This is a genomic window from Deltaproteobacteria bacterium CG11_big_fil_rev_8_21_14_0_20_42_23, from assembly GCA_002796345.1.
Classification (GTDB): domain Bacteria; phylum UBA10199; class UBA10199; order 2-02-FULL-44-16; family 2-02-FULL-44-16; genus 1-14-0-20-42-23.
Map to the genome: position 1 here is coordinate 1 of PCXC01000062.1, position 14,701 is coordinate 14,701.

Sequence of the window (14,701 nt, forward strand, 5' to 3'; positions counted from 1 at the left end):
CATGCGTAAGATGATTGTGTGTTTAAATGCCATGTTAAAAAATAACATCGCATTTTATCCGCTTTCTGCTTGACCTTTAAGACGATAGATCCCCCGCCTGCCGGACGGGCAGGCCTGGTCAAGCCAGAGGATGACGGATAAATTTAATTTACAATGACAAATCCCATTAACAGATTGGTGCACGAGTTAAGCAAGTTGCCGGGTGTTGGCGAAAAAACTGCGCTTCGCTATGCGTTGTACATTCTGCGGCAAGACGCTGGTTATGCTTATGCGTTTTCACAGGCGCTTGTTGACATCAAAGAAAAAGTTACGCTGTGCTCTTCGTGTTTTTCTCTCACCGAACAAAATCCGTGTAGCTTATGCGCAAACGATAAACGCGATGCCACTTCGCTGTGCGTGGTAGAAGAGCCATCAGACTTAATGGCCATCGAAAAAACCGGCGCGTTTCGCGGACACTACCATGTCTTGCATGGAGCGTTGTCGCCGCTTGATGGAGTTGGGCCAGAAGATTTAAAAATCAAAGAGTTGTTGCAACGTTTAGAAACTCAACCTGTCGCAGAAATTGTCATCGCCACCAACATCAATGTGGAAGGCGAAGCTACAGCACTTTACCTAACCCGCCTCTTAAAACCTGTTGGCCTCAAGATAACCCGCTTGGCAAGCGGAATTCCCGTCGGTGGCGATTTGGAATACGTCGACGCCACCACCCTCACCAGAGCGTTTGAAGAACGACATCAGGTGTAACTGGTGCGATGATTTAATGGTTCAATAGTGCGATGGATCAATGGAACAATAGTACGATGGTACTTAGTACTTTTTTTTTGCTTTGTCATTCTGAACGAAGAGAAGAATCTCCTCGGCCAATTCTGGTTTTAAGTTTGTTATCCTCGCGCTTGCCTACCTTTGGCAGGAACGCGGGGATCCAGCAATTTCAACAACTCGTTGTCACCCTGAACGGATGTGAAGGGACTCCTCGGCCAATTTTGTTTTTTTCTGCAATAACACGAACAATTGTAGAGACGCATTGCAATGCGTCTCTACGAAGACTTCATTTTGGGATGACAAAAAGTAGTAAGTTCTGTCGAAACCAAGACAAGTTTTGTCACTTCATCATTCATAAAACATATCCATTTTCACTACTTAGCCCATCCATTCTCCTGGCACAGATTCTGCTCTTAGCATTGGTATGAAAAAGCAAGAGGGGCAGAGTGCTGTGGAATATATGCTAGTGTTGTCATTGTCGCTTTCGATGGCGGCCTTACTTTTTCATCCACAGTCAAAAGTGATTCAGCTTTTTAAGCTTCTGTTTCGTGGCATTCAAGAAACGTGTCTTCATCCGAGCCATCATTAAAGGAGAAAAAAATGAAACGATTTTGCAAAAATCAAAAAGGACAAACGGCAACGGAATATATGTTGATCGTAGCCGTCATCGTTCTAGGCCTTGTGGCAGCTGCGTCTCAGCTGATTCCAAAATTTAGGGGCAGTGTAGAACAAATGGCGGGAAATGTTGGTGGCTGGCTTGAGACGAATCAAGAAATGGCAGGAGCAAGCGAATGAAAGCGCAGCGTGGAAGCATGAGCATTGAAATGGTGTTTTGTTTTTTTGGATTTTTCTTCTTTCTTTTTCTCTTGGTTGAGTTTTCGTTTTTGGGAGTGAAAGAACAGCTTTTCCAATATGCATCATTCAAGGCTTTCCGGGCTCAGCTTGTTCATGCACCTGCAGATGAAGAAGCAAAGTCGGTATTAAAAGAAATACAAACTAGAGAGCATAATAAAAATCTTGTGTTCACCTTTTTTCCACGTTCTTTTTCAAGGTTTTCAGTTTTTCACCGCTCACTTTCGTTAACCTTTCCATTTTTCTCAGAGCAAGAAGCTTTTTCAAGCTCACTCTCCCAAAAGGGAGATAATGCTTACCTGTTTTTAGGAGGAAAATGATGAAGCTTAAGAGCGAAAAAGGTGTGGCCACTTTGCTTTTTGTATTTGCTTTTCCATTTTTCTGTCTTCTGCTTTGTTTTGTGGTGAATGTGCTTTGCAGTGTTTATTTGCGGACGCGATTGCAGGCAGCAAGCGACAGCGCAGCGGCATCTGGTGCGCTTGTGATGACAAATCATCTCAACAAAATAGCCTTGCTCAACTGGGAGATTGCAGAAGAATTTAGAAAAGTGAAGCGCATTTTTGAGGCTGATTCGCAAGATGAAAAAAGTGGAAAAACTCTTTTGCAGCAAGCACGTAAAGTTCAAAAAGAAAAAATAAATCAGATTTTTGAAGAAGAACAAAAAGTGCAAAATGATTCACTTTGGTTTTCCTTAAAAAGTTTTTATCAACATTTTCCCGCAAAGGTGCAAGTCTCAAGAGTGGCAGATGTGCCAAACAGTATTTCCTGCACGCGCGATCCCTTAACGCAGCAATCTCTTTTAGAATACCTTTCTTACGATCAAATTAACGGAAGTATTTTTGATCCCAATAACCACAAAATGCATGCTGGTGGTGGAGAACTACTTACGCGTTGTGTAAAAAATACTTCGTTGCAACTCATCAATGCTGTTGAAGCCAAGATTGAAACTTCAGCACCTTTGTTTCCATCCTTTTTTGGAAACATAAAACTTTCAAGTCTATCAACCGCAAAGCCTTATGCTGGATCCATTTCAGCCTTTGCTCAAAAAGAGTCGAGAAATATAAACGAAGCTATTTCTGATGGCGAATTTCTGTACAAAACAGCTTTTGCTCCAGCTGTACTTGCACTTCAAACTCAATTTTCTGGCACAACATTGTGGTGGGAAGGAGCGAGGCATTGAAGAAACACACTGAACGCGGAGCTGTTTTGATTGAGTTTGTGATGCTGTATCCTTTTTTCGTCTTCATCCTTTTAAGTCTATTTGGTTTCAGTTCATTTTTTCTTCAATGTGAACACAATCTTCTTCACTCAACTGTAAAGATGCATGTTTTTTTACATCAAAAACAAAAGAGTGAAGATTTGCTTTCCAATTCTTGTTTTGAACATGAACAGCAAAGCTTTGTAACACAGGTGTTTCCAAAGTTTTCATTTTTGAATCATACACTCGATACATCACAGGAGGTCTTTGTTCTTGCAGATACACATTGCAAAAATTAAGCGAAAGCTCATTGAAAAACCAGTGCATGCTGCGTTGCTGTTTGCAGTATTGGCATTCCTCTTTTCAAGTTCTTACTTTCATCAAAAAGAAGCACGGCTTTCTTTTTTAAGTTCGCCACAAGTTATTTTGGCGGCGAAGCATACTTTTTCTTCAGGGCATATTCTTCGCGAAGAAGATCTTGGTGAGATTTTGCTTCAAGGAACATTTCTTACCCGTGACATGGTGAGAAATAAAAATGAGGTGCTTGGAAAAGTGTTGCAAGTTGACCTTGAAGCTGGCTCTCCACTTCTAAAGCCGAACTTCTCGGAGATTGGTGCAAACACAGGGCTTGCGCCGGTGATAAATCCAGAAAAAAGATCAATGAGTTTTCTCTTTTCTCCTGAAAATGCATCTGCAGATCTCATCAAGCCTGGAGATAGAGTAGATGTTTTCGCCAATCTTGAAGTTGGTGAAAGAGCGGGAAAATATCTCACCACCATGATTTCCCAAGACCTGCTGGTTTTATCAGTTGGCAAGCATCTTTTTGGCGAACCGTTTAAAAAGAAAAAAACTTCATCTGTTTCAGCCCCGCTTGCCGAAATAAATACACTTTCAAAGGAAACCTTGGTGAGTTTAGAGGTGAGTGTTGAAGAACTCCCAAAACTTATTTTCGCGCGTGAATATGGAAATGTTTCCTTAAGCTTGAGAGCTAAAAATGCAAAAAATGTTCAAGCTTTTCCAAGGGCGAGTGTAGAGGACTTGCTTCCGGGCGAATCTTTTTTGCAACGTAAACAACGCTTTCATGAATATAGAGGTGCGCGGTGAAAAAAATATTCCTTTTCTTTTTAATCCTTTCTTCCGTTTGTGCATTGGCTGAAGCGAAAATACAAGAAGAGCAAATTCATTTGATGAAAGGCGAGTCGAGTACGCACGATACAGGATTTTTAATTGGTGACGTTGCCGTTGGAAATCGAAAAATATTGGATTACATGGTTTCATCAACGCGCGATCAGATTTTTTTGAACGCTCTTTCCGAAGGCGAAACATCTCTTACCGTTTGGGATCAAAATGGAGTGCGGCAGCAGAAGTTGGTGGTGAGTATTTATTCAACGGTTTTACGAGATGTAATGCAAGAAGCTGAAAATACTTTTTCTTCTTTGCCAGAAGTAAAAGTGAAAACAAAAAATGGACGCATTCACCTTGAAGGAAAAGTGGAAGACCTTGATACCCTTGAGGTTGCCCAGAGTTTTGCCAGTTCAAGTCGATATGTAAAAAATAATCTAAAACTTGGAAATGTTGAAATTAAACGCACAGCGGATGAAATTTCTAAAGCCATTCACATTCCAGGAATACAGGTGGTTTCGCATAATAATACCTTTGTGTTGGAAGGCACAGTTTACGATAAAGATCAGGCTCAAAAAGCCTTTGCCATTGCCTCACTTTATTCTCCTCACATCAAAAATCTGATCAGCGTTAAAGAAAAAGGAAGAACGGCCGGTGTGGGTGAAGTGATCATGCTTCACTTTCATTTGCTTGAAGTGAAAAAATCAGCGCTCAAAAACTTTGGCATCCAATGGGCTCCAGGTTCTTTTCCACAAAAAACTTCATCAAACATCACCGGCGGCGGAGGTGGAATCATAAGCGAGATCAGTGGACTGGGAAGAGAGCTGATTGGCTTTGCGTTCAACTTGCTACCCAAAATTCGATACGCGCACCAAAAAGGTGAAGCGAAAATTTTGGAAGAACCAAGCTTGATGGTGAAAAATGGTGAGGATGCCGAAATGTTTAGTGGCACGGAAGTTCCCTACTATCAAGCGGAGCAAGTTCACTTTAAGCAAATGGGTCTAAAAATTGAAGCGAGTCCTATCTATGTTGATAACAAAGTTGATTTGCAAATCAGGGCAAAGCTTTCTGCACCTTCTAGTAATCTTGAGGGTGGCATTGATGAGAGCAGCGTCAACACTTCTGTCATTTGCCCGTTGGGTGAAAGTCTTGTGCTTGCGAACATTATTCGAAATTCAGAAGTTAAAATGAAAAACAGAATTCCAAAAGATATTGATACCTCTTCAGCTTTATTTTCACTTCTTTCGTCACGAGATTTTCAATCCAATAAAAGTGAATTTGTGCTTGTGGTTACTCCAAGTCTTGTAGGTTCTTCCGCCGAAGAATCAGCAGTGAAGCAACTTAGCCGATGGTCTCAAAGTGAAGAAGAGATCATAAAAAACAGATCCAAAAAAGAATATCGTGAATATATCGCAGAAAAAACTCTTGGAGAAGTGATAAAGCCTAAGAAAAGGAAAGTACAGTGGACCAGCAAATATCACCAAAAATAAAAAAGATTTTTGTTGTCGCAGAAGATGATGAGCAAAGTCTGTTTGCCCTTGCAAAAGTTTTTGCTCAGCAAAATCGGGCCTGTCTTGTGTTTTCAGAGTTAAAAAAAATGAATTCTCATATTCTTTCTTTTTCGCAAGAGCTTTCCGATGAGACGCTGAAAGAAATGCTGAAAACTCCGGAACACTACAGTATTTCTTCCCAGAGTTTTTTTGACCTTGATGCAGAAAGGCCTCATTTTCGGCAACAGTATGATTACTTTTTCTTTCCCTTTCATGATGTGAAAGCGGTGTTGAATCAACGCGAAGAAACGTTAATCCTTTTTTCTCTTCACCCCGAAAAGACTGATAAAACAAGCGTTCAAAGGAAAGTTCACGACCTCATGGTGAGTGGAGTAAACAAGAATAATATTGCTGTTTTTTTTACTGAGACTCATCCTTTAGTTGAAACTCAAAACACCATGGAATCACTGTGGGGATTGAATTGCTTTGGGAGTTTAAATGGCGCGAGGAGTATGCTTCAAAAGTGTGAATTATTTTTTCGCGAACAGAAAAGTGAGTTCTCTTTTTCACATGAAGAAATAAAAACGAAAATACTTCCGAAACTCCAAGAGTTTCTTCGTGAAGAAAAAAAAGAAAAAAGAACAAAGTCAGAAGCTGAAATGAGAGATTATATTTCATATTTGTTGGCTCACGAAAATAAAACTCTCTCAGATGATGAAAAAGAATCGCTTGTCTTTTCGCTGCTCTCCGAAGTGAACGGTTTTGGACCATTAGAATATTTTCTGGGCCAAGAAAATATCAGTGAAATTTTGGTTCATGACACAAGATCCATTTACATTGAAGAAAATGGAATCTTATCCAAGACGGAACATCGTTTTTCAAATCGCGAGCAACTGCTAGCCGTGATCGATCGTATTATTTCGCCTTTGGGAAAAAGAATTGATGAAAGTAGTCCGCTTGTTGATGGAAGATTGAAAGATGGTTCTCGCGTAAATGTTATCATACCACCGCTTGCGGTTGATGGTCCTCAAGTTAGCATTCGAAAATTTTCGACAAAAGGTTTCGAAATGGATGATTTGCTTAAGCGAAAAATGTTTTCGGAAGAAATGTATGAATATTTTCAAAAAGCCATTTTAAACAAATCAAATATTCTTCTTTGTGGTGCAACCAGTTCTGGGAAAACCAGTTTTCTTTCGGCGCTCACACATTTTATTCCACTTCAAGAACGATTGATCACTATTGAAGATGCTTGCGAGCTTAAGCTAAAGCACGAGCACGTTGTGCGCCTTGAAGCCAGATCTAAAAACATTGAAGGATCGGGAGAGGTGAGCATTAGAGAGTTGTTGCGAAATGCTCTTCGAATGCGGCCAGACCGAATTATTGTAGGTGAGTGCAGAGGAAACGAAGTGCTCGATATGCTGCAAGCTATGAATACAGGGCATTTGGGGTCACTTACCACACTTCACGCTAACAGTGCGCAAGATGCAATCACGAGGCTGGAAACTATGATTTTACTTGCGGGTGTCGAGATGCCGCTGCGCGCTATTCGAAATCAAATTTCAAGTGCCATTCATGTGCTGATTTTTTTGGGAAAAGATACATCGTCAAAAAGAAGGGTGAAAGAGGTGTGGGAAATACAAGGAATGCAAGGTGATGTGATAAGCCTTCACCCCCTTTATTCATGGAGTGAAAGAGAGAAAAGATGGAAGGCTTCACCTGTTCCCTCTCAGAAAAAAGTTGAAGAAGTGTGGGGTTGTGTATGATTTTTTTTCTGAGTGATGTTTTTAGATTCCTTTTCCTTTTTTCTGTTTCCCTTTTCCTCTTTCGGGAGAAAAAACGAGTGCTCACTTTTTTTGAATCACTTTTTTCATTTTTTTCTCAGCAAAGAGAAAAGAAACAAACAGAATCTTTCGCAAATGCGCTTCCAGACCTGCTTGTAGCCTACTGCTCATTTTTGAGATCGGGCTTCAATTTATACCAATCTTGTGAACTTGCTGCTGAAGAGTCGGAAGGTATTGTGAAAAGAGAATGTGAGCAAATAGTTTATTCGGTTCAATTAGGTTCATCGCTTTCCGATGCCTTTTTGCAGCTCGCTGAAAGACGAAAGCACAAAGAAGTTGAAATGTTTTGTCAGAGTGTTGCTCTGTTTTCAAAAAGTGGTGGAGATCTTTCAGCCTTGTTTGAAGAGCTTGCGCAGACCCTTCAAAGACGAAGAGAGCTTGCAAAAAAAATACTTCAACACACTTCGCAAGCAAAGTGGCAAGGCATTGTTCTGCTGTGTATGCCTTTTTTCTTTTTGCTTGGATTTTTACTTTTTGCGCCAAATTATTGCGCTCCCTTTTTTGAAAGCTCACTTGGGAATGTTTTCCTTGGGGTCATTTTCTTTTTGGAAATACTTGGAGCATTTTTACTGAAGAAAATTTTGAAGGTGCCTGTCTAATGGATAAATACCTTTCACTTCTTTTTCTTTTTGCAGCGAGCTTTTTTTTCTTGCTCTCAATTTGCCTCTATCTTCGGGTGAGGTCCTTTTTTCATGCATCTGGAACGGATGATGTTTGGTTTGCTTCGCTTTTTCACTTTGGGAGAAGAAAGTTGAATAGAGCTTTTAACGCCTTGAAGCTTCAGTCATTTTATGGAGGTTTGCTTGCTTGTTCTGGTTTGTTTTCAAAACTTCAAGCTCTAGATTTGTTTGTGCTTCAAGTTTTGGCAATGTTTGTTCTGTCTGTTTTTTTCACTTTTTTCCTTTCGTTGTTTTCTGCTCTTTTTTTTGCAATTTTAATTTCATTTGGCTTGAGTTTATATTTTTTGGTACAAGTTCGAAAAAGAAAAAATGGAACGATAAAGGAAGTGCTTCCAGATTTTCTCGATTGGCTTTCGTTAGCGGTTAGCTCTGGAAAGGCTTCTCTTCCGGCGCTTCATTGGATCTTGCAGTATGTTTCATTCCCATTTCTTTCTTTCGAGTTAGACCACTTTTTTAAAGACCTTCAACTTGGCATCCCAAAAAAAACAGCCTTGCTTCATTTAGAAAAGCGAGTGGATCAAAAAGATTTTTCTCGTTTTCTCCTTTCGCTTCGTCACGCTGAACAATTGGGAACACCTTTGGCAAATGCGCTAAAACACCTCTCTCACCAGCTGAAAGCAGAAAGGCTTTCCCAAGCGGAAAAGCTTGCACAGCTTGCTTCGCAGAAGATTTTATTTCCTCTTCTTTTCATCATTATGCCGTGCAGTTTTATGATTATTTTTGGCCCCATTTTTATTTGTTTTATGGAGGGTGGAATTGAATCGCTTCTTTTCACATCAGTTTTTTAAAAAAGCAAAACACTCTTGGCAAAAAATAGTTTTTTTTGGTTTGCTCATAGCGTTTGCTTTGCTCAGCATTCATTTTCTTCCTCATGGAAAATTGGCCGATACTTCATTGGGAGCAAAAGGGCTTCTTTTTGTTCTTCTTTCGCTTTTATATGTGAGAAAAAAACCAGATTTCTCTTCTTATACTCAGAGAGAAACTTCTCCTTTGCAAAATGAATACGCACATTTTTTTCTGAAGGCGATGGCATCATCACATGAAAGGGAAGTGTATCTTTTTGATCGCTACTTCAACCTTATTCTTCCGCAGAACGAAAAAAAATCAGCACATTTTGTTGAATTGTTTCAAGACGAGGATGTTCCCGCATTACTTCAGTTCTTAACAGAATCATTTAAACAATCATCTCAATGGCGTTTTTTTATTTCTCATAAGAAAAAGTTTTCCTTTTTTGGACAAGGTGATTTTTGTTGCGTTACCGTGAAAGGAGTGAAGGATGAAGAGGATTTGTGAAATAAAATGGAATGGAAAAACGGTGAAAAATGATTTTGGTAAAAAAAAGATTTTATACCTGTATTTTTTTGAACAATCTCCATTTCTTTCACATGAGATAGTTGGAAATGCGCTTCCACACTCAATTATAGCCAAAGCCATTTTTGGAGCGAGAATAATTTCTCTTCAGTCACACGAAAAATCACGCTACGTTTTTTGGAAAAGAAAAATGAAAATGGCACTTAGCGAGTATGTGTTTATTTTTCCATTTCAGAAAATGCACAGATTGTTTTGTGCGGGAGTTATCTCACTTTTAATTGTGGTCATTTTCTTTTTCTCGCAAGCAAATCGTCCACTGTTTTCTGAAAAGGAACTTTTTCAAGAGATTATCCACTATGTACAAGAGGAAAATGAGCAGCAAGCTCATGCTAGCTTTGTTCTGTTGAAAGCACTTTATCCACATTTGAACTCATTGCACTTGATTGATGTTTTGCTTTTAAAGATGAAGGAGAACAGATGAAGAAGAAGTTTCTTTTTTTTCTCATCCTTCTTTTTCTAGCACCACAAGCGTTTGCGAGCGAATTGCACTTTCCTTTTTTGTCTTCACCATTGTTTTACCCTGATAAAGCAAAGCTTCTTTCTTTGTCTCCACATCGCATTGAATTTGAAACAGACATCTATGGAAAAACAGTATCTGTCCTTTATCAGTTTTCTCACTTCGGGAAAATGCTCAGAACATCAGAGCAAGTTTTGAGCTATCAAGAAGAAATGAAAGCTGAACTGAATGACTTCATGCTTCACGATCAGCATCAAGAAAAATTCGAAAATGGATCTTTTCTTTTTTCACGCTTTTCATTTTCAAACGATGAAGGATTGGAAAAGGGTGTTTCGTATAGCTATGCGGGCGATAAAGTTTTTGTAAGCCTCAGTTGTTTTCAGAAAGAAAATGCTTTGGAAGCGTTATTGTTGTGTGCTGAAATTGCGAAAAAAATTAAAAATGAAGCAAATGAGAAAGACAGCGTTTTTGTTCTTTCTGATGAAATACTTTCCCCTGATGCCAGCATCAACTTTTCTGAAGATTTTTGGAAAAGTGGAAAGCTGGATTCATATATTCATTATCTTTTCGCGCTTTCCTTAGAATTGCTTCAAGAAAATGAACTTGTTTGTCTTGAAAATGACCAATACTGCAAGGCGCTTGAATATCAGCTTTTGCTCTTGTCTCAATTTCAAAACGTAAATGAGAAGCTTCGCGCTGAAATTATGTGCAGCCTGCTTTTTGGCAAGAAGCAAAAAGCATATTCATTAAGCCGCCAGTTACTTGAAAAAAAATCACATCCATTCGACATGCTTCTCTACCTCCTTAGTCTTCCAAAACATGATGAAAGAATATTTCCTAGCTTAGAGCATCTTTCGTTTCCAGATCAAAAAATAAAACAATATTGGAAGAGTGTTTTTTTGAATCGAAGAGGGAATCAACTGCTATCACAGTTTTTTACAAACGATATTTCTCGTTCATCAACGATGTTAAAATGTAAAAAGGCTCAAGCCTTCATTCGTGAAGAAAAGTGGAAAAAAGCAAGGCGCATGCGTTCTTCATTTTCCTCTTTTGCGAAAGGGTTTTGTGTTGATCATCTTGATCTTCTGTTTTTGCTTTATGATCGCCATAAAAGTGGCGTGAGCAAAAAACTTTTTACTCTCGAAAAAAGGTATCCTCGCTTTTATGCTTCGGCTTCTTATGCAGAAGCTGCTGTTTCTATATGTGTTGAAGATGAAAAGATGAAAGCTGTGGCGTGGTTTCAAAAAGCAATTCATCTTTTCCCTTCGCACCTCAAGCTCTACAAGGCTTATCTTTACTGTGTTTCCGAAGAGGTGAAGGTGGACGATCTTCGTTTTTTACAGACACATCTCCATCACGTGCCAAGTTCAACAGAAAAATTTCATTTAAATGCAAAACTTCGTTTGGCCTTGAAGGAATTGAGCTCATGAAAGAGATGAAGGTGCTGTTAAATGGAAAAACATATCGCGTTGCTTTGGCCAAAAGCATGAGAGAAAGAAGCTTGGGCATGATGAATGAAGCGCTCATCACCTACGATGGTGTGTTGTTTTGTTTCCCTTTTCGTTTTTGGTGGGGCATTTGGCAGGCTTCAACAGAGTACTTGAACGTTTTTTGGCTGCTGAAACAGAATGAGTCGGAGTTTTTGCTGGTTTCTCACAAAACGTTTGGAAAGACGCCTTCTTTTTTTAAGCGCTGGAACATTTCTTTTTCTCTTTGCCCGGTGAAATATATTTTGGAGTTGAGAATAGACCTCTTACAGAACCGTCGCGAGCCCTCAACGAAGTCCAATAATGGCAACTCAGTCCATTTTTTGCCATTATGCCCATCCTGAGAGTAACGAAGGATCTCCTCTGACAATTGAACGAGGAGACCCTTCCTGCCCGTCCGGCAGGCGGGCACATTCGTTCAGGGTGACAACCAATCAACATCGTCACCATTGGGTTGCGCAGCAGGTTATGCAAGAGGTCTAATATTTCCTTCACTTTAGATTTGAGTTTTTGCTGTGCTTGCCCTAGATAGAAGCGCTATGAAAAAGAAAATTTCCAAAAAGAAAGCTGTGCTCAAAAAGAAAACCACCAAAAAGAAGGTGGCTTCTGCTCCAAAAAAGAAAAGTGCGACGAAAGCAAAAAAAGTGATTTATCGCCACTGGAAAAAGGTTTCTTTTCGTGAAGCTGTTTCCCATATTATTGCCGCGTTAAAGACGCACGATGTAGATGCAGTGCTTATTGGCGAAGGTGCTGCGGCTCTCTACAGCACAGCCATTGAAGTGGAGCATCTTGCTCTGGTCATTCCTGTGTTTCACGTTGAGTTTATGGAAGGCCTGTTGAAAAAACTTTCGTTTCGAATGGGCGAAGTGCGACATTTTACCAGCTCCAAAAGTTCTTTCGATATTCAGTTTTATTCCCCTCCTATTTTGCTTGGAGACAGCAGGGTTAGCCGCTGTGAAACCATCAAAACCCGCATAGCTGACATTGCGCTGCTTTCAGCCACTGACTCAGTGAGAGACCGTCTGGCACAATGGTATCGCTGGGGAAACCGGCGGGCCTTGGAACATGCGCTTGCCGTTGCCCGCAGCCAAGCTGTAGACTTCGATGCCGTTGCTTCGTGGTCTGCTGATGAAGGTGCCACGGATAAGTTTTCGGAGTTTGAGCTTCTGCTCCAAAAAGGATTCTAAGCTTCAGTTGACTTCGTCCTCCTGTTTGTTAGTATCCTCAACAGCTGATGTTTTCCCTCTTTAGCGTTTATCTTTTATGAAAGGAAAGTGAGAAGGTTTATGGAACAAGTCATTAATTATATTGAAGAAAATCAAGATCGTTATCTGAACGAATTAATTGAGCTTCTTAAAATCAAAAGTATTTCAGCTGATTCTGCTTACCGAGGTGAAATCAAACGTGGAGCGGAATGGGTTGCAGACAGGTTAAAAAAGATTGGTTTCGATCATGTTGAAGTGAAAGAAACGAAAGGTTGTCCTGCCGTCTATGGTGATTATCTTCATGCCGGAAAAGACAAGCCTACCATTCTTTTGTACGGTCACTACGATGTTCAACCGCCAGATCCTCTTGAAAAATGGACCAATCCTCCTTTTGAACCTGTAGTGAAAGATGGAGCGCTTTATGCCAGAGGCACTGCCGATGACAAGGGCCAGCTGTATACGCACTTGTGTGCTTTTGAGGCCCTCATCACACAAACCGGTGGGCTGCCAGTAAATGTGAAGGTGTTTATTGAAGGGGAAGAAGAAGCTGGAACAGGAGCTACCGATCTTTTCGTTGAGCAAAATCCAGAGCTTCTTGCCTGTGATGCCATTACCATTTCGGATACGTCTTGGAATAGACCAGATTTGCCTACTATTGTAACTTCTTTGCGCGGACTGTGTTACCTGGAAGTAAAGGTGAAAGGGCCTTCGCGCGATGTCCACTCTGGCGTGTATGGGGGAAAAATTCAAAACCCCTTAAATGCCATGGCAAAAATTATTGCACAACTTCAAGATGAAAACGGAGTCATTCAAATTCCGGGTTATTATGATGATGTGGTGAAGTTGACTGAGCAAGAGCGAAAAGATTTTGCTCGTGTAAATGATGACGAATACTTGAAAAAAGAAATTGGAGTAAAAGCATTGTGGGGCGAGAAAGGGTTTTCCACCGAAGAACGTAACTGGGCCAGACCATCCCTGGATGTGCATGGTGTTTGGGGTGGATATATGGGTGAGGGTTCCAAAACGGTGATTGCTTCTGAAGGCCATTTCAAAATCAGTTCTCGCATTGTAGCCAATCAAAATCCTGAAAAATGCTGCAAGATGATTAAAGACTATATCGAAAGCATTTGTCCCCAAGGTGTAGAGGTTGAAGTGAAGGTGTTGCATTATGGTGAGCCTGTTATGGTTCCTGTTGATAGCCCCTATTTGGTTGCGGCGCAAAACGCCTTCGAATCAGCGTTTGCAAAGAGACCACAGCTCGTCCGTGAAGGCGCTTCCATTCCCATTACAGCGGTGTTTCAAAAAGTGCTGAAAGCTCCTTCTATTATGGTGGGTTTTGGCTTGAACGCAGATAATATCCATTCGCCCGATGAAAATTTTAGACTTGAGCACTTTTATAAAGGCATCAAAACCTGTGCCTATTTGTACGATGAATTTTCTCGCGTTAAGGCCTAAAGTATTTGATGCGTTGACTTTGAGATGTGCATAAATAGAATCTCTCATCAAAAAGGAGCACTTGTGTCATTTATCAATGAAAAAACAAAAGAAGTGAACTGTAAGGTTGTCTATTATGGTTCTCCGCGATGTGGAAAGTCTACAAGCCTTAAGTCCATTTGCAAGCAAGTGAAGAAAAATTCAAAAGGTGACCTGATTTCACTCAATCAAGATGATGATCGCACTTTGTTTTTCGATTTTGTTCCGCTTACGCTTGGGAAGTATAAAAATTACTCCTTGCGTTTGCATCTCTACACCGTTCCCGGAGAAATGGGCTACAGCCAAGCGCGTTCGCTGACATCGAAAGGTGTAGACGGTGTGGTATTCGTAGTGGATTCTCAGCTGGACCGGATGGAAGCTAATATTCAGGCTTTGCAGTCACTTCGCGAGATTTTGGCAAAGGAAGGCCACGACCTTTCCACGGTTCCTCTTGTGTTTCAGTACAACAAACGCGATGTGCAAAATGCTCTTCCGGTGGAAGAAATGCGTGCGGTTTTAAGCCAAAGCCTTCAGGGCGAAGGCGTAGAGACGGTAGCCACTGAAGATGTTGGCACCTTTCAAGTGCTTGAAAAAATTGCAGGAAAAGTGCTTCGGAGTTTAAAAGAAAAACGCGATTAGTTTTTTCGCCTCCCCTCTAAGCAAGTGTTTACGCGCCTTTCACGGGCGCATTTTTTTTACGTTCATTCATTTTTTTGACACTCTTTCTTTTTTTGTTCTGTCAAAACGAGAGAAACAGCCTCCA

Annotated in this window: 17 protein-coding genes; all 17 read left to right on the plus strand. The window is 40.5% G+C overall.

Translation table 11 applies throughout. The annotated features are described in order from the left end of the window. Window positions 1-153: 153 nt before the first annotated feature. The gene (locus COV43_07325) at window positions 154-744 is read left to right on the plus strand and encodes a recombination protein RecR (protein ID PIR25005.1); all 591 of its coding nucleotides are present in this window, start codon (window positions 154-156) and stop codon (window positions 742-744) included. Window positions 745-1,362: 618 nt separating this feature from the next. Further along, a complete protein-coding gene (locus COV43_07330) occupies window positions 1,363-1,557 on the plus strand; it encodes a hypothetical protein (GenBank protein PIR25006.1) in 195 nt (64 codons plus the stop codon). Beyond that, on the plus strand, window positions 1,554-1,934 hold the full coding sequence (locus COV43_07335; protein PIR25007.1) for a hypothetical protein: 381 nt from the start codon (window positions 1,554-1,556) through the stop codon (window positions 1,932-1,934). Before COV43_07330 ends, COV43_07335 begins: the two co-directional genes overlap by 4 nt. Beyond that, window positions 1,931-2,794 carry a hypothetical protein gene (locus tag COV43_07340; protein PIR25008.1) on the plus strand — a complete coding sequence of 288 codons (864 nt, stop codon included), beginning with the start codon at window positions 1,931-1,933 and terminating at the stop codon, window positions 2,792-2,794. Before COV43_07335 ends, COV43_07340 begins: the two co-directional genes overlap by 4 nt. After that, window positions 2,791-3,111: a hypothetical protein gene (locus COV43_07345; protein PIR25009.1), complete on the plus strand. Its 321-nt coding sequence runs from the start codon at window positions 2,791-2,793 to the stop codon at window positions 3,109-3,111. The genes COV43_07340 and COV43_07345 overlap by 4 nt, the downstream gene beginning before the upstream one ends. After that, window positions 3,050-3,916 (plus strand): Flp pilus assembly protein CpaB, encoded by an 867-nt coding sequence (gene cpaB, locus COV43_07350; protein PIR25010.1) that lies wholly within the window; start codon window positions 3,050-3,052, stop codon window positions 3,914-3,916. The genes COV43_07345 and cpaB overlap by 62 nt, the downstream gene beginning before the upstream one ends. Beyond that, window positions 3,913-5,424, plus strand: a complete 1,512-nt coding sequence (locus tag COV43_07355; protein ID PIR25011.1) for a hypothetical protein — start codon at window positions 3,913-3,915, stop codon at window positions 5,422-5,424. Before cpaB ends, COV43_07355 begins: the two co-directional genes overlap by 4 nt. Next, on the plus strand, window positions 5,397-7,187 hold the full coding sequence (locus COV43_07360) for a hypothetical protein (GenBank protein PIR25012.1): 1,791 nt from the start codon (window positions 5,397-5,399) through the stop codon (window positions 7,185-7,187). The genes COV43_07355 and COV43_07360 overlap by 28 nt, the downstream gene beginning before the upstream one ends. Then, window positions 7,184-7,864 carry a hypothetical protein gene (locus tag COV43_07365; GenBank protein ID PIR25013.1) on the plus strand — a complete coding sequence of 227 codons (681 nt, stop codon included), beginning with the start codon at window positions 7,184-7,186 and terminating at the stop codon, window positions 7,862-7,864. The genes COV43_07360 and COV43_07365 overlap by 4 nt, the downstream gene beginning before the upstream one ends. Further along, the gene (locus COV43_07370) at window positions 7,864-8,733 is read left to right on the plus strand and encodes a hypothetical protein (protein PIR25014.1); all 870 of its coding nucleotides are present in this window, start codon (window positions 7,864-7,866) and stop codon (window positions 8,731-8,733) included. The genes COV43_07365 and COV43_07370 overlap by 1 nt, the downstream gene beginning before the upstream one ends. Continuing rightward, window positions 8,702-9,238 carry a hypothetical protein gene (locus tag COV43_07375; protein ID PIR25015.1) on the plus strand — a complete coding sequence of 179 codons (537 nt, stop codon included), beginning with the start codon at window positions 8,702-8,704 and terminating at the stop codon, window positions 9,236-9,238. Before COV43_07370 ends, COV43_07375 begins: the two co-directional genes overlap by 32 nt. Then, window positions 9,222-9,737 (plus strand): hypothetical protein, encoded by a 516-nt coding sequence (locus COV43_07380; GenBank protein ID PIR25016.1) that lies wholly within the window; start codon window positions 9,222-9,224, stop codon window positions 9,735-9,737. The genes COV43_07375 and COV43_07380 overlap by 17 nt, the downstream gene beginning before the upstream one ends. Then, on the plus strand, window positions 9,734-11,203 hold the full coding sequence (locus tag COV43_07385) for a hypothetical protein (GenBank protein ID PIR25017.1): 1,470 nt from the start codon (window positions 9,734-9,736) through the stop codon (window positions 11,201-11,203). The genes COV43_07380 and COV43_07385 overlap by 4 nt, the downstream gene beginning before the upstream one ends. Continuing rightward, a complete protein-coding gene (locus COV43_07390) occupies window positions 11,200-11,604 on the plus strand; it encodes a hypothetical protein (GenBank protein ID PIR25018.1) in 405 nt (134 codons plus the stop codon). Before COV43_07385 ends, COV43_07390 begins: the two co-directional genes overlap by 4 nt. Window positions 11,605-11,799: 195 nt before the next feature. Beyond that, a complete protein-coding gene (locus tag COV43_07395; protein ID PIR25019.1) occupies window positions 11,800-12,447 on the plus strand; it encodes a hypothetical protein in 648 nt (215 codons plus the stop codon). 99 nt (window positions 12,448-12,546) lie between these two features. Beyond that, window positions 12,547-13,920: a peptidase dimerization domain protein gene (locus COV43_07400; protein ID PIR25020.1), complete on the plus strand. Its 1,374-nt coding sequence runs from the start codon at window positions 12,547-12,549 to the stop codon at window positions 13,918-13,920. A gap of 63 nt (window positions 13,921-13,983) precedes the next feature. After that, window positions 13,984-14,577, plus strand: a complete 594-nt coding sequence (locus COV43_07405) for a gliding-motility protein MglA (protein ID PIR25021.1) — start codon at window positions 13,984-13,986, stop codon at window positions 14,575-14,577. The last annotated feature ends 124 nt before the right edge of the window (window positions 14,578-14,701 follow it).